Source organism: Pedobacter aquae (genome assembly GCF_008195825.1).
In the GTDB taxonomy this organism is placed as follows: domain Bacteria; phylum Bacteroidota; class Bacteroidia; order Sphingobacteriales; family Sphingobacteriaceae; genus Pseudopedobacter; species Pseudopedobacter aquae.
In genome coordinates, this window is the sequence record NZ_CP043329.1 from 3,102,013 (window position 1) to 3,121,270 (window position 19,258).

General features: G+C 34.8%; 17 protein-coding genes and 1 pseudogene. 5 read left to right on the forward strand and 13 right to left on the reverse strand.

Annotated elements, in window-relative coordinates; genetic code table 11:
• Positions 1 to 242 precede the first annotated feature (242 nt).
• Complete coding sequence (locus FYC62_RS13615; protein WP_149075332.1) at positions 243 to 3,086, forward strand: M16 family metallopeptidase; 2,844 nt, start codon at positions 243 to 245, stop codon at positions 3,084 to 3,086.
• Between the two features lie 145 nt (positions 3,087 to 3,231).
• Here FYC62_RS13615 and FYC62_RS13620 read toward each other — a convergent pair whose 3' ends face one another.
• Positions 3,232 to 4,530: a UDP-N-acetylmuramoyl-tripeptide--D-alanyl-D-alanine ligase gene (locus tag FYC62_RS13620; RefSeq protein WP_149075333.1), complete on the reverse strand. Its 1,299-nt coding sequence runs from the start codon at positions 4,528 to 4,530 to the stop codon at positions 3,232 to 3,234.
• A 72-nt stretch (positions 4,531 to 4,602) separates the two neighbouring features.
• On the opposite strand from FYC62_RS13620, the gene FYC62_RS13625 reads away from it, so the two are divergent.
• On the forward strand, positions 4,603 to 5,172 hold the full coding sequence (locus FYC62_RS13625) for a pentapeptide repeat-containing protein (RefSeq protein WP_240534743.1): 570 nt from the start codon (positions 4,603 to 4,605) through the stop codon (positions 5,170 to 5,172).
• Positions 5,173 to 6,027: 855 nt separating this feature from the next.
• On the opposite strand, the gene pgl is transcribed toward FYC62_RS13625, so the two are convergent.
• From pgl to FYC62_RS13660, 7 genes and pseudogenes are all read right to left on the reverse strand, one after another.
• Complete coding sequence (pgl, locus tag FYC62_RS13630) at positions 6,028 to 6,747, reverse strand: 6-phosphogluconolactonase (RefSeq protein WP_149075334.1); 720 nt, start codon at positions 6,745 to 6,747, stop codon at positions 6,028 to 6,030.
• Positions 6,747 to 8,273: a glucose-6-phosphate dehydrogenase gene (gene zwf / locus FYC62_RS13635; protein WP_149075335.1), complete on the reverse strand. Its 1,527-nt coding sequence runs from the start codon at positions 8,271 to 8,273 to the stop codon at positions 6,747 to 6,749. Before zwf ends, pgl begins: the two co-directional genes overlap by 1 nt.
• 48 nt (positions 8,274 to 8,321) lie before the next feature.
• Complete coding sequence (locus FYC62_RS13640; protein ID WP_149075336.1) at positions 8,322 to 9,053, reverse strand: ROK family protein; 732 nt, start codon at positions 9,051 to 9,053, stop codon at positions 8,322 to 8,324.
• Between the two features lie 135 nt (positions 9,054 to 9,188).
• Positions 9,189 to 9,970 (reverse strand): annotated as a pseudogene (gene trpC / locus FYC62_RS13645) (indole-3-glycerol phosphate synthase TrpC).
• Positions 9,971 to 9,978: 8 nt separating this feature from the next.
• Positions 9,979 to 10,542 (reverse strand): anthranilate synthase component II, encoded by a 564-nt coding sequence (locus tag FYC62_RS13650; RefSeq protein WP_149075337.1) that lies wholly within the window; start codon positions 10,540 to 10,542, stop codon positions 9,979 to 9,981.
• Positions 10,543 to 10,545: 3 nt separating this feature from the next.
• On the reverse strand, positions 10,546 to 11,958 hold the full coding sequence (locus FYC62_RS13655; RefSeq protein ID WP_149075338.1) for an anthranilate synthase component I family protein: 1,413 nt from the start codon (positions 11,956 to 11,958) through the stop codon (positions 10,546 to 10,548).
• 231 nt (positions 11,959 to 12,189) lie between these two features.
• A complete protein-coding gene (locus FYC62_RS13660) occupies positions 12,190 to 12,618 on the reverse strand; it encodes a hypothetical protein (RefSeq protein ID WP_039452318.1) in 429 nt (142 codons plus the stop codon).
• 103 nt (positions 12,619 to 12,721) lie between these two features.
• Between FYC62_RS13660 and FYC62_RS13665 the strand changes: the two genes are divergently transcribed.
• From FYC62_RS13665 to FYC62_RS13675, 3 genes are read left to right on the forward strand one after another with little or no spacing between them, the layout of a single operon-like run.
• Entirely contained in the window at positions 12,722 to 13,219 is a 498-nt protein-coding gene (locus FYC62_RS13665; RefSeq protein ID WP_317131494.1) for an NUDIX hydrolase, read from the forward strand.
• A gap of 46 nt (positions 13,220 to 13,265) precedes the next feature.
• Positions 13,266 to 13,967, forward strand: a complete 702-nt coding sequence (locus tag FYC62_RS13670; protein ID WP_149075339.1) for a family 16 glycosylhydrolase — start codon at positions 13,266 to 13,268, stop codon at positions 13,965 to 13,967.
• 54 nt (positions 13,968 to 14,021) lie between these two features.
• Positions 14,022 to 14,759: a lysophospholipid acyltransferase family protein gene (locus tag FYC62_RS13675; protein WP_039452321.1), complete on the forward strand. Its 738-nt coding sequence runs from the start codon at positions 14,022 to 14,024 to the stop codon at positions 14,757 to 14,759.
• A 323-nt stretch (positions 14,760 to 15,082) separates the two neighbouring features.
• Here the strand turns inward: FYC62_RS13675 and FYC62_RS13680 are convergent, their stop codons facing one another.
• From FYC62_RS13680 to FYC62_RS13700, 5 genes are all read right to left on the reverse strand, one after another.
• Positions 15,083 to 15,667: a 5-formyltetrahydrofolate cyclo-ligase gene (locus FYC62_RS13680; protein ID WP_149075340.1), complete on the reverse strand. Its 585-nt coding sequence runs from the start codon at positions 15,665 to 15,667 to the stop codon at positions 15,083 to 15,085.
• Positions 15,668 to 15,774: 107 nt separating this feature from the next.
• Positions 15,775 to 16,338: an elongation factor P gene (gene efp / locus FYC62_RS13685; RefSeq protein WP_149075341.1), complete on the reverse strand. Its 564-nt coding sequence runs from the start codon at positions 16,336 to 16,338 to the stop codon at positions 15,775 to 15,777.
• 90 nt (positions 16,339 to 16,428) lie between these two features.
• Positions 16,429 to 17,049 (reverse strand): ABC transporter ATP-binding protein, encoded by a 621-nt coding sequence (locus FYC62_RS13690; RefSeq protein ID WP_149075342.1) that lies wholly within the window; start codon positions 17,047 to 17,049, stop codon positions 16,429 to 16,431.
• 9 nt (positions 17,050 to 17,058) lie between these two features.
• Positions 17,059 to 17,841, reverse strand: coding sequence for an acyl-ACP--UDP-N-acetylglucosamine O-acyltransferase (lpxA, locus tag FYC62_RS13695; RefSeq protein ID WP_039452326.1), 783 nt, complete (start codon positions 17,839 to 17,841; stop codon positions 17,059 to 17,061).
• Positions 17,838 to 19,250 (reverse strand): bifunctional UDP-3-O-[3-hydroxymyristoyl] N-acetylglucosamine deacetylase/3-hydroxyacyl-ACP dehydratase, encoded by a 1,413-nt coding sequence (locus FYC62_RS13700; protein ID WP_039452328.1) that lies wholly within the window; start codon positions 19,248 to 19,250, stop codon positions 17,838 to 17,840. The genes lpxA and FYC62_RS13700 overlap by 4 nt, the downstream gene beginning before the upstream one ends.
• Between the last annotated feature and the right edge of the window lie 8 nt (positions 19,251 to 19,258).

A 19,258-nucleotide genomic window follows, 5' to 3' on the forward strand; every position in this document is an offset into this window, starting at 1 on the left:
CTATTCCCTACGCCGGCATTATCCGGATCAGGTGTTTAGAAAGACGAGAGGTTTTACCTTTTTATCTTTCTAATGGGTTTAATCTCAGCCTGTATTTGTGCATGCTTATCATTTTAGCAATACAAGGCACCCCTAATGATGGCGCAAATATACATCTTATTTACTAGCAGCAAAAGTTTTAAAATTTATGCGTAACAAAACTTATATTTAGCAATCAAAAGCTTTAGAATAACACTAACAATATGAAAATTAACCACTACGCTATTGTGCTAACTTTAGGTATGGCAGTTTATGCTTGTAGCCCAAAAGTAGCAGGAGACAACAACAAGCAGGAAAAAGCTAACGCAGCTGCTACAATTCCTGTAGACAGTAATGTCATCATTAAAAAATTACCCAACGGTTTAACTTATTATATCAGAAAAAATGTGGAGCCTAAAAATAGGGCCGAGCTTTATTTGGTGAACAAGGTTGGTTCTATATTAGAAAACGATGACCAACTAGGCTTAGCCCATTTTACAGAGCATATGGCCTTTAACGGTACAAGAGATTTCCCTAAAAATGATTTAATAAGTTATTTACAGAAAGCTGGCGTTAGGTTTGGTGCCGATTTAAACGCCTATACCGGTTTCAACCAAACGGTTTATCAATTACCACTTCCAACAGATAGTACCGAGGTATTTAAAAAAGGCTTTGATATTTTAGCCAACTGGGCTGGTCATGTAACATTTGAGGATAAAGAGATAGACCAAGAACGTGGTGTTATTATTGAAGAAGACCGCCAGCGTGGTAAAAATGCTCAAGAAAGAATGAGCAAGCAATTGCTACCTGTATTACTAGCAAATTCTAAATATGCAGAGCGCTTACCTATTGGTAAAGTTGATGTGCTACAATCTTTCAAGTACGAAACCATCAAGGCTTTTTACAAGGATTGGTATCGCCCTAACCTACAAGCAATTATTGCTGTTGGAGATTTTGATGTAGCCGAGGTTGAAAAACTCATCATTGAAAACTTCTCTGATTTAAAAAATCCTGAAAAAGAAAGAACAAGAGAAGAATTTACCATCCCTGGAAATAAAGAACCTTTGGTGAAAATTATTACCGACCCTGAGTTTCCTTACAACGTAGCCGCTATTACGGTAAAACATCAAGAAGTAGTAGAAAGAACGGAAAATGAGCTCATCACCAGAATAAAAACCAGCATGATTAACAGCATGCTTGGAAACCGTTTAACAGAAATTGTACAAAAAGGGAATGCACCTTTCATTTTTGCACAAAGTAATTATAGCGCTTTCCAAGGTGGTTTAGTAAACTTAGATGCCTTTAATACTGTAGCCGTTTCTAAAGATGCAGCAGGTTTAAAAGCTGCGGTACAAGCTGTGGTTGCAGAAAACGTTAGAATGAAAAAATTTGGTTTCACCCAAACAGAATTGGATAGGGTAAAAACCAATATCATGACTGGGGTAGAGAAACAATTTAAAGAAAAAGACAAAACTAAGTCGACAAATTTTGTACAACTTTATGTACAAAACTTTTTAAAAGGACAAGCCATTCCATCTGTAGATTATACTTACAATTTCTACAAGAAAAATCTAGATAAAATTAGCTTAGAAGATGTAAATAAACTGGCGGCTACTTTCTTTACAGAAGAGAATTTAATTGCCATTTTACAAGCTCCCGAAAAAGAAAAGGCCAACTTACCTACAGAGGCTGATTATATAAGTTGGATTAAAACCGCTGGGGCGGATGTACAGCCTTATGTAGACCAAGTGGTTAACAAACCATTAATGGCTAAAAAACCTAACGCTGGTACCATTACTGCTGAAAATAAAATAGCCGAGCTTAATGTTACTGCGTTAACTTTATCTAACGGGGTTAAAGTAATTTTAAAACCTACAGATTTTAAAAACGACCAGATTATTTTTGCTGCAACCAGTAAAGGTGGTACTTCTTTAGCTAGCGATGATATTTTCCGCTCGGCAGAAATGGCAGACCAATTGGTAAATTCTTCTGGTATTGCCGAGTTTGATGAGAGCCAACTAGGTAAATTACTAACCGGAAAAGTAGTTGGCGTTAGTCCGTCTATTAGCAATTACAGAGAAGGCTTAAGTGGTTCATCATCACCAAAAGATTTTGAAACAGCTTTACAGTTAACTCATTTATATTTTACAGCTCCTAGAAAAGACGAAAAAGTTTTAAAAACGCAATTAGAAGAAATGAAAGCGGTTTTAGCAAACCGCGAATCGCAACCTACTGCGGTTTATCAAGATACTTTAACTGCCGTGATGAACGCTTACAAAAAAAGAGCACAGTCTATTAAAATTAACGAGTTAGACCAAATTACTGCTGATAAAGCTTTAAACTTCTATAAAGAGCGTTTTGCAAATGCTGGCGACTTTACCTTTACTTTCGTGGGTAATTTCAAGGTTGATGAAATTAAACCTTTGCTTGCACAATACTTAGGAAGTTTACCAGCTAACAATAACAAAGAAAACTTTAAAGATTTAGGTTTAGAGCCTCTTAAAGGCGATATCACTAAAAAAGTTTACAAAGGTTTAGAAGATAAAGCCACAGTAGCTTTAATTTATCATGGAGATTATAACTATTCTGATGAAGAAAACCTTCAATTAGACGCCTTAAAAGCCATTTTAGATATTAAGATTACTGAGCGCTTGAGAGAAAAAGAAAGTGGCGTTTATAGCCCAAGAGTTGGTATCAGCTATAACGATGAGCCTAAAGAAAAATACACCATCAGTATTAACTTTAGTTGTGCTACGGCTAATGTTGATAAGCTTATTGCAGCTGCCATTGATGAGGTTAACAAGCTAAAACAAAACGGCGCTACGGCAGAAGATATCCAGAAGTTTAATGCCGAAGAAAGAAGACAACTAGAAATTCAGTTAAGAGATAATGGTTTTTGGTTGGGATACTTACAAAACGCTTATGCTAGCGGAGAAGACCCTAAAAAGGTTCTTACTTATTTAGATACCTTAAAACAAGTAAGCATAAACAGTACTAAAGCTAGTGCAGCTAAGTACTTTAACCAAAGTAACTTTGTTAGGATGATTTTACTTCCTGAAAAGAAATAAGAGTAGCACAAAAAGAAGGGGAGCGATTTTAAAATTGCTCCCCTTTTTTATGAAATATCGAGTATTAAGGCTATCTCCTTAAATATAATATTTAGCTACAACATGAGCCAGAACTCACAACCGGCAACTTTAAACTAACAAAGATTTACAATACCTCTAACAGCACTTCTAACTTCATACCTCTAGAGCCTTTTAGTAAGATAAGCTGGTTTTTTAAAGGATTTTCTATAAGATATTCCTTACAAGCATCAGCAGTTTTGAAAAACTGATAAGGATATTTATCCTTTAACTCATAAAAATACTCGCCCACTAAATACACTCCCTTAAATTGATGTTCTTGTATTTTATCGGCAATAGCCGTATGCTCTGCTAAAGTTTCATCGCCTAGCTCAAACATATCACCTAAAATTAAGGCTTTATCGGTAGCTTCTAGTTTCACCAAATTATCAATAGCTACTTGCATGCTACTTGGGTTGGCATTATAAAAATCGCCAATTACCGTATTTCTACTGGTTGCAATAACCTGCGAGCGATTGTTTTGAGGCGCATAAACAGCTATCCCACGATTAATTTCTTCGGCTTTTAAGCCTAACTTTAATCCAATAGCAATAGCGGCTAAAATATTCTCGAAATTATAAGTACCTGTTAATTGAGATTTAACCTTAAAAGTTTCGCCATTATGCTGCCACTCTACCTCTAAAAAAGGATTGTTAGCCAGCAACTTACCATTAACCAAGCCCTTACCAGATGAGCCGTAAAAGATAGTTTCCTTAAACTTTTTATGTTTAAGCATATCCTGCAAGTGTAGGTTATCCTCATTCACAAAAACGGTTCCGCCTGCTTCCTCTAAGAAAGTATAAAGCTCTCCTTTGCCTTTTTTTACACCTTCAAAACCACCAAAACCTTCTAAATGTGCCTTCCCTACATTGGTGATTAAACCAAAATCGGGCTGGCAAATTTCACTCAACATGGCAATTTCTTGTTGATGATTGGCTCCCATTTCTACTATGGCCAATTCTTTATCTTGAGTAATAGCAAGCAAAGTTAAGGGTACGCCAATATGGTTGTTTAAATTCCCTAGCGTGGCGTAAGTATTATATTTTTGAGCTAAAACAGCATTTATCAACTCCTTTGTAGTGGTTTTACCGTTAGAGCCTGTTAAACCAATAACGGGTATTTTAAGCGCTTTTCTGTGGTGTGTTGCTAAATACTGCAAAGTCTTAAGCACATCATCCACTAAAATAAACTTATCGCCTTTTACAACATTTATATCATCAACTACAGCAAATGCTGCCCCTTGCTTTAAGGCTTCTTCTGCAAACTGGTTAGCATCAAACTTATCTCCTTTTAAAGCAAAAAATAAACATCCCGAACTTATTTTTCTAGTATCAGTACATACAATGGGGTGTTTAAGATATATATCGTAAATCTCTGAAATGCTCATGCTATTAATTTTCTACAATATTAAGTTTTATTGCTCATTTTTTATATTTTGAGCTTCATTAGCTTAGTCATCATGGACTCTTTTATTGAGGAAAAAATTTTCGAAAAGATAGATTTTACAATAGCTGGATTTGAAAAAGCCTCCTATGAATATTGTAAATTCATTAATTGTAATTTTGAAGGACTTAACCTATTTGGTTATAAGTTTTTAGATTGTTCTTTTAAAGACTGTAACCTCAGCATGGTAAAGCTTCCTCAAACTGCTTTTAGAAATATTCATTTTGATGCTTGCAAACTCTTAGGTTTAAAATTTGAAGATTGTAATACTTTTGGTTTAGCCTTTTCTTTTACAGATTGTAATTTAAATCATTCGTCATTCTTCAGTTTAAAAATCAAAAGCACAAAATTTATCAATTGTAGCTTACAAGAAGTAGATTTTTCTGATGCTGATTTAAGTGCTGCCTATTTTACCAACTGCAATTTATCAAAAACTACTTTTAGCAATACCAATTTAGAGAAATCCGATTTAAGTTCTGCTTATAACTTTAGTATCAATCCAGAACTTAATAAATTAAAAAAAGCTAAATTCTCCATGCACAATTTAAGTGGTTTGCTTCAGCAGTATCAGATTGAAATTGTTTAGGTTTAGTTTAACTGACTTTTTTTATAAGAAAAAGTGCCTAGGGTTGGCCTACTATGAGGCTGGAAAAGCTTGTATGATACAACCCATTAATTCAAATATCTTAAAATAATAATCCGCCTCTATCGCCGGCGGGGCTCGTTCCTTTTGAGGGACCAAAAGGAACCAAAAGTCCTGAACAATCCCCGCTGGAGCCTTTGCCGCACAAAGCTCTCCCACACTCAAAAACAGTGAGCGCTTATTTTTGCTAGCAAGCGGTTTATGAACGTTAGTGCAAGCTCGAACACAAAACCGCATACGCTATAGGCTTGGTTGTGCAAGATTTTTTAATTTCTGCTGCTGTTTTTTCGTTTTTCCGGCTCTTGGGGATTGCTCATGCGCTTCGGGATAGGCTGTTTTTTTATGAATGGTTGCTCTTTTCTGGGAGTATAAAGTAAAAAGTACAGAGTAGAAAGTAGAAAGACCCCAAAAAGCGGATATTTAGAGACTTCCAATAATATTAAATAAAACTTTTCCAAAGAACGAAGATGGCCTATGAAGATTTGGATGTGTAGGCAAATAAATCTTTTGCATAAACTTTCACAGAGAACTATCGGAAAACAATCCTACGGGTGTTGTAGAAACCTTCATCAAATAAAACCATTCACACCACTCAGGATTGTGGATAAAGATTTATTTAGACGAAACGACAAATATTTATCAGCCTTGATTTTTGTTTCTTTTCATCAAGGAAAAGAAAGAAGCCGCTACCCGGCTAGGGTAAGACAGCCTTGTGCGAAATGGCCAAAAAACATCCTTATCCAGCTAAAACAAAAAAGGGATGCATTAAACATCCCTCTTCTCTAAAATACAAAAAAATTATTTCAATTTTGAAGCAGCAGCCTCATCTATAAACCATTGTAAATCTCCATTTACAGGGTTTATCAACTGTGCCGGATATTTTGTAATATCTTTTTCATCCTCTAAAACAGATTTTATAGCATCCGCTTTAGCGTTACCAAAAGTTAAAAAAGCAATGTTTTTAGCTTTGTTAATTAGAGGTGCTGTCATGCTAATTCTGTAAACCGCTTTATCTTGCAGGTAAACATCTTTCACCAATTCTTCGTCTATCCAAAGCACAGAAGTGCCTGGGAATAAAGAAGCCGTATGAGCATCATCACCTAAGCCTAATAATACCAAATCAAAAACAGGCTCTCCTTTAAAATGCTGCGAAATACATTTCTCATAACTTAAAGCCGCACTGGCAGGGTCTAAGCCTGTATCTACTTTAAAAATTTGGCTTTCGCCGATGCTTAAAGGAGCAAATAAAGCTTTATAAGCCATTAAGTAATTACTATCCGGATGGTCATGTGCTACATAACGTTCATCACCAAAAAAGAAATAAACTTTTTCCCAAGCAATCTTATTTTTTAAAGTATCGTTAGCCAAAAGCTCAAACAATTTCTTTGGCGAGCTTCCGCCAGAAAGGGAAACATTAAAGCTCCCATTTTGCTGAATAGCCTCATTCGCTACTGCGATGAAATAATCTGCTATAGCAACAATAGCCTCATCAGCATCTTTAAATATATTCAGTTTCATTACTTTTTATCTTTTTTGTTTTTTACAGGCATGGTAAACCAATGGAAACCATCTTTAGCTATTAAAGCCTCTGCAATTTCTGGGCCCCAACTATCTGCCGCGTAATTAGGGAAATTGATGCTTTTTCTAGACTCCCAGTTTTCTACCACAGGCATTAACAATTCCCAAGCAGCCTCTATCTGGTCGGCCCTCATGAAAAGTGTTTGGTCGCCCTCCATCACATCTAACAATAAAGTTTCGTAAGCTTCAGGAGATTCTGCCGGATAAGTACCATCATAATTAAACACCATATCCACAGGGTTTAAAATCATATCTAAACCAGGTCTTTTAGCTTGTACCTGCAACCTGATGCTCATTTCTGGCTGAATACTGATGATTAACCTATTTTGTTGCCAACTTTCTGATGCCTCAATTGGGAAAATTGGATGCGGAACATCTTTAAATTGTATGCTGATAACCGATGCTTTTTGATGCATACGCTTACCTGTTCTTACATAAAAAGGTACATTTTGCCAACGCCAGTTATCAATAAAGAATTTTAAAGCAGCAAAAGTTTCGGTATTAGAATTAGGGTCTACGCCTTTTTCTTCACGGTAGCCTAAAACTTCTTCACCAGCCACCCAGCCACTAGCGTACTGCCCTCTTACGGTATTATGTTTAACTTCTTCATGACCAAATTTTCTAATGGCTCTTAAAACATCAACTCTACGGTTACGTACTTCATCAGCGTTAAAGCTTACTGGTGGCTCCATAGCTACTAAGCATAAAACTTGTAAAATATGGTTTTGCACCATGTCTTTTAAAGCGCCAGAACCATCGTAATAGCCACCACGGTCTTCTACGCCAATATCTTCTGTAACAGAAATTTGAACGTGTTCTATATAATTTCTATTCCAAATAGGTTCAAACAAAGCATTTGCAAACCTAAAAGCCATCATATTCTGAACCGTTTCTTTACCTAAATAATGGTCTATACGGTAAATCTGGGTTTCATCAAATAAAGATTGTAAGAGTTTGTTTAGTTCTTTGGCCGAGTCTAAATCGTGTCCAAAAGGTTTTTCTATAACAATTCTATTTCTTTGTTCTTTATTTTCGATGTTAATAGTGGCAACACCCTTAGAAATGATAGGGAAAAACTGTGGCGCTACAGATAAATAATGAATGATGTTAGATTCTTCGCCCCACTCCTGATCTTTTTCTTTGATGATAGCCTCTAAATCCTGATATGTTTTGTCTTTTTTAGCATCAGATTGTAAGTATTGGATACAAGAAGAAAACACTTTCCACTTTGCAGCATCAGCTTTTCCGCTTCTAGAAAACTTATTGATACCATCTAATAAAATTTCTCTGAATTTTTGGTTATCATAATCTGTTCTTCCCAAGCCTACAATGGTAAACTTTGCTGGCATGTAGCCATCTAAGTATAAATTATACAGTGCTGGTATTAGTTTTCTGGCGGCAAGGTCTCCGGTTCCACCAAAAATGGTAAATACTGTTGGTTTGGGTTTAATGTTTGTGGTTTTCATCGTTTTATTATAGGTTGGTGATACCTATTTTGTTTAGTTAAGTTTTATTTAGGGATTTACCGATTGTACGCAAAAATCATCATCTTTTTGCCACATGAAAGCGCCTCCTTTTATTCCGTCTCTGTTACGAGCAATTTTTATATTATCGTCTAGTTTGAAAGTTATTTTTTTAGCATTTCCGCCACTAAGGTAAAGTTTATCGTAATTAATTACGGTTTTAAATGTCTTTAAAACATCTTTTACATTTTTATTCCACTCTTCTAGGCCATCCTCAATTAAAGCATCGTCACCAATAAATTTATCGTAAGTAAGATTTTTTCTAACTGGCAAATGCGCCAATTCTAGATGCGGGAGTAAACTCCCATCCATAAACAAAGCGGTACCAAAGCCGGTTCCTAAAGTAATAACCATTTCTAAGCCTTCGCCAGATATTAAGCCAAAACCCTGCATATCAGCATCATTAAGTAACCTTACGGGCTTTTTTAGTTCTTTTGCAATAAGGAGAGCCAAATTGCAACCCGCCCATAATGGAGTGCCTAAGTTAGGCGCTGTAGCGATAATGCCTTTTTTTACATAACCAGGGAAACCAACGGATATTTTATCGAAAGAAGGAAAATTAGCAGTAAGCTTCTTAATGGCTTTGATAACATTTTCTGGACTTGCTTTTTCCGGAGTAGGAACTTTTTGATATTCTACCAACATCTCTCCGGAGGTATTTAAGACAGTTGCTTTAATACTTGTTCCGCCAATATCAATAGCTAAAATGTGTTCTTGTTTCATAGAATTATCATGATTATTTAATCAATTATTGCATTTAATAATTCTGTTGCTAAGCTAAACATTATTCAATCATTTAGAAGCTTATGGCTTAAATGCTAAAGTATATGACATTTACAACACAAAACAGGCCACTAGCTATAGCTGATGAACAAAATCTTGCATGGCTTTACCTGGGTTGGCAGTTTTCATAAAATTCTCTCCAATTAAAAAACCATTGAAGCCTGCTTTTTTTAATATTTTGATGGTCTCTGGACTATCGATAGCACTTTCAGAAACTTTTAAAAATTCTGATGGAATAGTTTGCGCCAATTGTAATGAGGTATCTATAGAAACTGTAAAATCTTTTAAATTTCTATTGTTTACCCCAACAACATCTATGTATGGATTTAAACTAAAATCAAGCTCTTCCTGGCTATGGACTTCTAAAAGCGTACTTAAACCTAAAGATTTAGCCAATTTTGCAAAAGCAGTTATTTCTTCTTTGGTTAAACAAGCAGCTATCAGTAAAATAATATCAGCACCAATAGCTTTGGCTTCTATAATCTGATATTCATCTACCATAAAATCTTTACGCAAAATAGGGATGTTGTTTACCGCTCTTGCAGCCATTAAATCATCATCATGCCCCATAAAAAATCACGATCTGTTAAAACAGATAAAGCCGATGCGCCTGCCTGATTATAACCTGTAGTAACTTCTTCTACCGTAACTTGGTTGTTAATGATTCCTTTAGATGGCGATTTCCTTTTAAACTCGGCAATAATACCCGTACGTTCTGGATGCGTTAAGAAGTCTTTTAAGCTATAAGTTTCACGTGAAAAAGCAGCTCTTTTTTCTAAATCGGCGATACTGGTTTTAGCTTTACAAGCGGCAACTTCTTCCTTTTTGCGTAAAACAATTTTATCTAAAATATTCATGTAAGCTATTAATGAGATAACCAATTATTAATCATTTCTTTTCCATACTCGGTTAAAACCGATTCTGGATGAAACTGAACTCCTCTAACATCTAAAGTTTTATGCTTCAGGGCCATGGCAACACCATGCTCATCTACCGCAGTAATTTCTAAATCGGCAGGTAAATTTTCTGATTTTACTGCCCAAGAATGGTATCTACCCACTTTAAATTGTGTTGGTAAACCTTCAAAGGTAGCGTCTTTTGCAGTTACTTGAATTTGTGTAGCAGTACCATGTACAGGCTTGCTCAGGTTGTACAACTCGCCACCAAAAACTTCGGCAATGGCTTGCTGACCTAAACAAACGCCCATGATACTTTTTTTGGCCGCATAATTTTTAATAACCTCTAAAAGCAAACCAGCCTCTGAGGGTATACCAGGCCCTGGTGATAATAAAATTTTATCAAACTGTTCTACATCTTCCAATTTAAATTTATCGTTTCTCCAAACGGTAGCATCATGCCCCAACTCATGAAGTAAATGCACCAAATTATAGGTAAACGAGTCGTAATTATCAATAACAAGAATCTTCATAACTTAAATTTCTTTAGCCATAAAAATGGCTTTTCTTAACGCTGCAATTTTATTATTTACTTCATTCAACTCACTTTCTGCATCAGAATCTGCAACAATACCTGCGCCTGCTTGGTAGTGTAATCGCTTGTCTTTGCTCAAGAAAGACCTAATCATGATGGCGTGGTTAAAATCTCCGTTAAAACCTAAAAAACCTATGGCACCACTATAAAAACTGCGTTTTATATTTTCATTTTCATCGATGATTTCCATGGCTCTGTATTTAGGTGCACCGCTAAGCGTACCTGCCGGGAAGGTATCGGCCACAATTTTAAAAGAATTGACACCTTCTTTTAAAGTCCCGCTAACTTTAGAAACTAAATGGATTAAATGCGAGTAAAATTGGGCTTCTTTATAAGCCTTAACCTCTACATTTTTGCAATGTCTGCTTAAATCATTGCGGGCTAAATCAACCAACATCACATGCTCTGATGACTCTTTCGGGTCGTTCATCAATTTCTCTGCAATGGCTTTATCTTCTATATCATTTCCAGATCTTTTAAAAGTTCCGGCAATTGGGAAGATACTTGCAACTCGGTTTTTAATCGTTAATTGGGCTTCTGGCGATGAACCAAAAATTTTAAAACTTCCGTAATCAAAATAAAAAAGGTAAGGAGATGGGTTGATGGATCTTAAAGCTCTGTAAACGTTAAATTCATCACCCCTAAATGGCGTTTGAAAAGCTCTCGATGGTACAATTTGAAAAACATCACCTCTGTAAATGTGCTTTTTCATTTTTTCTACCAAAGCTTTAAACTCCTCGTCTTTTAGGTTTGATGTTTCCTCACCATCTACATAAAACTTATACTCGGGAAAGTTTTTGTTTTTGATAAGGTATTCTATCTTTTCTAAACCTGTGCTTTCTTTATCAAAATCTGTTTCGTTTTTGATGATGTAAAGCTCGTTTTTGAAGTGGTCTATAGCAATAATATACCTGTAAACATGGTATTGCATGGTTGGTATAGAACGGTCTTTTCTAGTATCAGCTTTAAGCTGGATATCTTCAAAATAAGTAACCGCTTCATGCGTAAAATAGCCAAATAAACCGTCGGTTATGAACTTCAAACTAGGGTCGGCATTACTTTCAAAACTATTTCTAAAAGCACTAACCTCATCTACCAAATTAAAGGTGCCTTTTTCTTTTCTGATGAATTTATCATCTGGGAAAGTGGCTGTAAAAACATCATTTTCTAGTTTAATACCAGCTATAGGGTCACAACAAACATAGCTCATGCTATTTTCTTTGCTATGGTAATCAGAGCTTTCTAACAATAAGGTGTTTGGGAAAACATCTCTTAACCTTAAATATATACTTACTGGCGTGGTAGTATCTGCCAGTAATTTATGATGAACGATGTTGATTTTATATTTTTCCATTTTTATGCTTTTACCTGATGAAACAAAAAAACCCGACAGTTTAGCGTCGGGTTTTGATATTTGTTTAGGTTTGGGTTGAAATTCAATTTTTCTTCAAATACAATAACCGATGCTACATATGACTGTACCACCACCACTTTAAAGTATTTGTTTTCATTTTCATTGTGCAGCAAAAATATAAAGAAATTTGAATTACAGAATTTTTTCTTCAAAAAAAGGATTTACCCAACCTTACATATTCCACCAAGGGTTTCTATCTTTCATGGTGAAGATAGCCGCTAAAATAATCAGCAATGCAATAGAGTAGAAAACCCCAATAGCTTTGTGTTTTGCTTTTGCTTCTACAGCTTTTTTAGATTTAGAGTGCCCTACGGTTATTAAAACAATGGCAATAATCATCATGCTGATGTGTTCTACATTCCAGTATCTGGTTACAGGATTACTCATTTGAGAGAAATCTACGCTTGGGCTCATGAAATACAATACCAAACCTAAAACCAATTGTATGTGTGCCGATATCAAAGTAAATAAATTGATTTTTCTATTTCCCTCTGTATATGGCTTGCTGCCTGCTGTTAAAGATTGAACAATGGCAACTAAAATTAAAATTAAGACAACGTATCTTAATAAAGAGTGGGTGTGTACTAATCCGGTATACATATTTAATTTTTTTAACTACCAAATATAAGACAATAAACGTGTTAATTGTTTTTAAATTTACTGCTAAAATAAAATCAGCTACCTTTATAAATAAGACATTTTTATGGAAGAAAATCCTTGGCAAATATTAGAAAGCAAAGCTATTTACGATAATCCTTGGATTGAGATTACCGAGCATCAGGTAATAAACCCAACTGGTGGAAAAGGCATTTATGGCGAGGTACATTTTAAAAATTACGCCATAGGCATTATTGCTTTAGATGATGATGATCAAATATGGTTGGTAGGCCAATACAGGTTTCCATTAAAAGCTTACAGCTGGGAAATACCAGAAGGTGGCGGACCATTAAATACCAATCCATTAGCATCCGCAAAAAGAGAATTGCTAGAAGAAACAGGTTTAGTTGCCCAACACTGGGAAGAACTTTTACGCATGCACCTTTCTAATTCTGTTTCTGATGAATTAGCAATTATTTATCTGGCTCGAGATTTTGAACAGTTTGAAGCACAACCAGAAGAAACAGAAGAACTTGTTGTAAAAAAGTTCATTTTGAAGAAGCTTACCAAATGGTTTTACGTGGCGAAATTACAGATTCTATGAGTGTTGCAGCCATTTTAAGATTAAAATTGATTAAAGCCAAATTGTAATGCGCAATCTCTTTCTTCTATTTATACTCGTGATTTTATGCTCTTGTAGCTTACAAAAAAGCAATCAACAAGTACTTTTAAAAGAAGATTTTTCAAATCTGGATACCAATAAAATCTGGTTGCTTAAAAGCCATACTTTTACAAATAATTTAGCTGTTTTTAATCCGGATAATATCCAAAATAAAAATCTTTTAGCGCTAAAGCTTAATCAAACAGATAGTAGTAAAACATCTTCTAAAAGCTTTGAGGGTGCAGAAATTAGAACTCGAAGAAAATACAAATACGGCAATTTTAAAGTTCTTTTAAAAGCTCCAAAAGGTAGTGGCATTGTATCTGGCTTTTTCTTGTACTTTCCGCATAGCTCAAAATTTAAAGAAATAGATTTTGAGTTTTTGGGAAAAGATACCTGCAAAGTTTACCTCAACCATTGGACAAATAAACAAGATAATGGCAAAGCCGTGGATATTCCTTTTGCTTTCCAAAATGAATTTCATGAATACCATTTAGAATGGAGAAAAAAATCTATCGTCTGGTATATGGATGGAAAAGAGCTTTACAGAACTCAGAATTTTATCCCCAAAAGAAGTATGCATTTGGTTTTTAACATTTGGATAAGCAAACATGAAAGTTGGGTGGGTAACTTAGATGAAAGCGCTTTGCCAGCTTTTTTTCAAATAAAACAGGTTGAAATAAGTAAATAAGGCATTTTTCTTAATTTAAATTAATACCCTAAATTTGATTTTTTATAAAATAAGATGAATAAATTATTTGGCTATTTGTTAAGCCCTATCCATTACTTTGTTTTTTTCTTAGCACTCGTAATTTTTCAGCCTATACAATGGTTATGTTTAAAATGGGGTGGTTATAGCGCTCACAAAAAATCTGTTGATATTTTAAATTTCTTTTTGGTAAGCTCCTATTATCTATTGGGAATAAGAGTGAGCTTTTATAACCCTCAAAACCTCCCTACAAACAGACCCATTATTTTTGTAGCCAACCACCAAAGTATGTATGATATACCTCCTTTAATTTGGTTTTTAAGAAAGTATCATGCAAAATTTATCTCCAAAATAGAGCTTACCAAAGGTATCCCCTCTATATCATTTAACTTAAAATATGGTGGCGGTGCTAATATAGATAGGAAAGACTCTAAACAATCTATCATTGAAATAGCCCGACTTGGCGAAAGGATGAAGAAAAATACTTGGGGAGCAGTTATTTTCCCGGAAGGTACCAGAAGCAAAAACGGAACAATGAAAGATTTTCAAATTGGTGGTATTGCCACACTATTAAAGAAAGCACCTGATGCTTTAATTGTACCTATTGCAATAGAAAATTCTTGGAAGGTTGTACAACACGGCTCTTTTCCTTTAAATGCGTTTGAGCACATCAAATTTACGATTCTTAACCCTATTGAGCCTAAAGAAATACCACTTGAAGAAACCATAATCAAGGCACAAAATGTTATTAAACAGATTGTTGAAAAAAAATAATTTTATAAAAGGTCTTTAAACGAAAAAAGTCTTCAAACGGGGAGAATGAAGACCTTTTATACTAACCAATTATAAACCTGTTACAAATATAGGTTTATTATCATAATCTCAAACAACGTTAACATTATTTAACATTTTGATAATACAGTAATAAAAATGTTGCATAAATAAAAAAGCCCTCGTCCGGTTGGAGAGGGCAATTAGGCTATAGTTGGATAGTTTAATATTTAAATATACGTATTTTTATAAAAGTTGCAATATTTTATTAAAAAAAGTTACAAAAATTATGAAATTATCATTTTAAATTTTTTAAAAAGTATTTATTATAACTTTTTATTGCTAAAAATATAATGTCTTTCTGGCGTGATGCATTGATTTAAGGGAATATCAAACTCATCTGCTACTAGTTTTTCTTCTATAGGCGGAAATAGAGATAAGCCAATTTTTAAAGCATCTTTTTTACAAGTACTTAAAAACCTATCGTAAAATCCGCCACCGTAACCAATTCTATTGCCGGATGCATCAAAAGCCAAAAGCGGAACAAAAACAACATCTATTATATCACTTGAGATGATATGCCCATAAACAGGCTCTGGAATATGGTATTCGTTTTTACGTAAAACTGTTTGATAATGATCAAAAACTACATTTTCTAGTTTTGACTCTTTAAAATTAGTTCTCGGGATAACAATTTTTAAATTGGGGTATTGATGTTTAAAAAAGGAAAGTATCTCAAACGTATCTACTTCGTTATTTTCTTTTATAGGTAAAAAGATGTGCACATATTGGTAAGCAGACCAATCTATGGATTTTATACGTTCTAAAATTTTATCATTTAAATCCCAAAATTCTGATTTACTGAGGCTTAAGCGCTTTAACCTCATTTTATTTCGAATTTCCTTTTTCAAATTAAGCGTGGATATTTTAAAGCACTAATATAAAGATTAGAAACAAAAAACGGCCTCTGTTTCAAAGAAACGAGACCGTTATCAACCTAAACCTAAATATGAAAATCTTAATTTTTTACTCTTTCTATGTAGCTACCAGTTGCGGTATCAACCTTTACTTTATCACCTTGATTGATAAATAAAGGCACTCTAATTTCTACACCTGTTTCAACGGTTGCTAATTTGGTAGCATTTGTTGAGGTATCGCCTTTTACAGCTGGCTCTGTATAAGTGATTTCTAACTCTACAGAATGTGGCGCCTGCGCCATAATAGGTTCTTCGCTTTCAAAAGCGATGATAACATTCATACCTTCTTTTAAGAAACGGGCAGCATCACCAAATAAGAATTTAGGAATATTAAATTGCTCATAAGTGCGATTATCCATCACCACAAAAAAATCAGCATCATCATATAAATACTGATAGTCATTGGTTTCAACACGGCAAATTTCAACCTCTTCATCAGTACGGAAACGATATTCAACCAATTTACCTGTTTTTACGTTACGCATTTTAGCTTGATAAAATGCTCTTAAGTTACCTGGTGTACGATGAATAAATTCTTCAACTGCAACTAAATCACCGTTAAATCTTAAGATATTACCGTTTTTAATTTCTGATGCTTTTGCCATGTTTGAATGCTTAATTTTGGGTGTGCAAAGGTATAATTAAATAATTTATATATCAATAATAATGCTGTGTTTCTGTTTTTTGTATGGTCTTTACTTATAATCTGCTAAGTATAACTGGTTTTTACAAAAAGAATATTCTTGGGCTTGGTTAGAACCAATTAACACCAATCTGTTTTCGGTATAGCTCTTTATCATCTCCTGGTACCAGTTGCTCCCTTGCTCGTCTAAATTAGAAGTTGGTTCATCTAGTATAAGAATAGGTGTATCTGATAAAAATGCTAAAGCCAATTTTACCCTTTGTTTCATCCCTGATGAAAAATATTTTACTGCCTTATTTTTATTAGCTACCATGTTTAAGATGGCAATAACCTCATCATCAGATTGATGTAAGAAGCGTTTTTTGAAAGAGAAATGAAACTTTATAATTTCTTGAAGTGTAAAATCTTCTATCAATTCTAAATAGGGCGCTGCTATACTTACGCTATTGAAAATATCATCAACCTCTATGGGGTTGCCTAAATTATCTTTATAACTGATGATGCCAGCGCTAGGAGCTAAGGAACCGGAAATAATTTGCAATAGGGTTGATTTACCAGAACCGTTAATTCCTAACAAAGCATAGGCATTACCAGAAGAAAAGGTATAGTTGATTTCTTTAAAAATCCACTCGCGGTTAAAGCGCCTGCTTACTTTGTTAAGAATAATCTCCATAAAGAGATTTTAAGAGTTTCCGAAGCCTTTCATGACCCCTCTGTTAGAGTTTCTGATGAAATTAATAATCTCATCACGCTCTTCTGTTGGTTTAAAATCAGCCTCTATAATGTCTAAAGCTTTAGTTACATTATTATGCTTAACAAAAAGTACACGATAAATTTCTTGTATTTCGTTAATTTTTTCTGATGTAAATCCTCTTCTTCTTAAACCCACAGAGTTGATACCGGTATAAGAAAGTGGTTCACGAGCAACTTTTACATAAGGCGGTATATCTTTACGCACCAAAGAACCTCCGGTAACGAAAGCGTGAGAGCCTACCTTACAAAATTGGTGTATAGCTACCATACCTGCTAGTACCACATTATCGCCAATGGTAATATGCCCGGCAAGAGTTGTATTGTTAGAAAAAATGCAATTATCACCAACTTCACAGTCATGCGCTACGTGGCAATAAGCCATTAATAAGCAGTTATTTCCTACTCTTGTCTCCCATTTATCATTAGTGCCACGGTTAATGGTTACATACTCTCTAATGGTTGTATTATCACCTATCACAGCTAAAGTTTCTTCGCCAGCGTATTTTAAATCTTGTGGGATTGCAGAAATAACAGCTCCAGGGAAAATTTTGCAATTTTTACCAATTCTAGCGCCATCCATGATGGTAACATTAGAACCTATCCAGGTTCCCTCGCCAATTTCTACGTTTTTGTGTATAACCGCAAAAGGGTCTATAACTACACTGTTAGCAATTTTTGCCTGTGGGTGTATATAAGCTAATGGTTGTATCATGAAGGTGTATTGGTTTCTCTAACTTTACTAATTTGAGCCATCATTTCGGCTTCTACCACAACTGTTTCGCCCACCATACCAATACCTTTCATTTGTGCAATGCCCCTTCTAATAGGTTCCATTAAATCACATCTAAAAACTATCGTATCGCCAGGTAAAACCTGTGCTCTAAATCTTACTTTATCTATTTTTAAGAAATAAGTAAGGTAATTTTCTGGATCTTCTACAGTACTTAATACTAAGATACCTCCAGTTTGTGCCATGGCTTCTATTTGAACAACACCAGGTAAAACAGGTGCACCAGGAAAGTGTCCTTTAAAGAACTCTTCATTCATGGTTACATTTTTAACCCCTACAACATGTGTTTTGGTAAGTTCTAATATTTTATCGATGAATAAAAACGGTTGTCTGTGTGGCAAAATCTCCATGATTTTGGTAATATCATAAAGAGGTTTTGCTTGTGGATCATAAACATGATGCGTTTTTTTCTTCTTATCTTTTTTGATAGCTGCTTTAATTTTTTTGGCAAAAGCTACGTTTGCAGCATGCCCCGGACGAGCCGCCATGATATGCCCTTTGATAGGCGTACCAATTAAAGCTAAATCGCCAATCATATCTAATAATTTATGACGGGCAGGTTCATTCTGGTAGCGTAATTCTATATTATTTAGAATACCTTCTCTGGCAACTTTTATCTCATCACGGTTAAAAGCTGTGGCTAATTCTTTTAATTCGCTTTCTTCTATTTCGTGGTCTACAATAACAATAGCGTTATTAATGTCTCCGCCTTTAATAAGGTTATGCTTTAAAAGCATTTTAAGCTCGTGTAAAAAAACAAAAGTTCTGCAAGAAGCAATCTCATCATTAAACTCGGCTATACTTGAAATGGTTGCATGTTGACTGCCTAATACAGGAGAGTTATAATCTACCATACAGGTAAATCTATAATCATCTAAAGGCATGGCCACCATTTCTACTTTTCTATCATCCTCAGAATAATGGATATTATGCGGGATATGATAGTATTCTCTATCAGCATCTTGCTCTACAAAACCTACCGACTCTAAAGCTTTTACAAATTCTATAGAACTACCATCTAAAATAGGAACTTCTATTCCGTCTAGTTCTATCATCACATTATCAACATCGCAACCCACTAAAGAGGCTAAAACATGTTCTGTGGTGCTTACACTTGCTCCGTTTTGAGATAAAGTAGTGCTTCTTGATGTATCTGTAACGTTATCAACGTCTGCGTCTATAATAGGTTGTCCTGGTAAATCAACTCTTTTAAACTTGTATCCATGATTCTCCGGAGCTGGCTTAAAAGTTAAGGTAACTTTTGCACCAGTATGTAATCCTACTCCGCTTACGCTAATATCTGATTTAATAGTTCTTTGCCTAAGATTCATACTGTAGT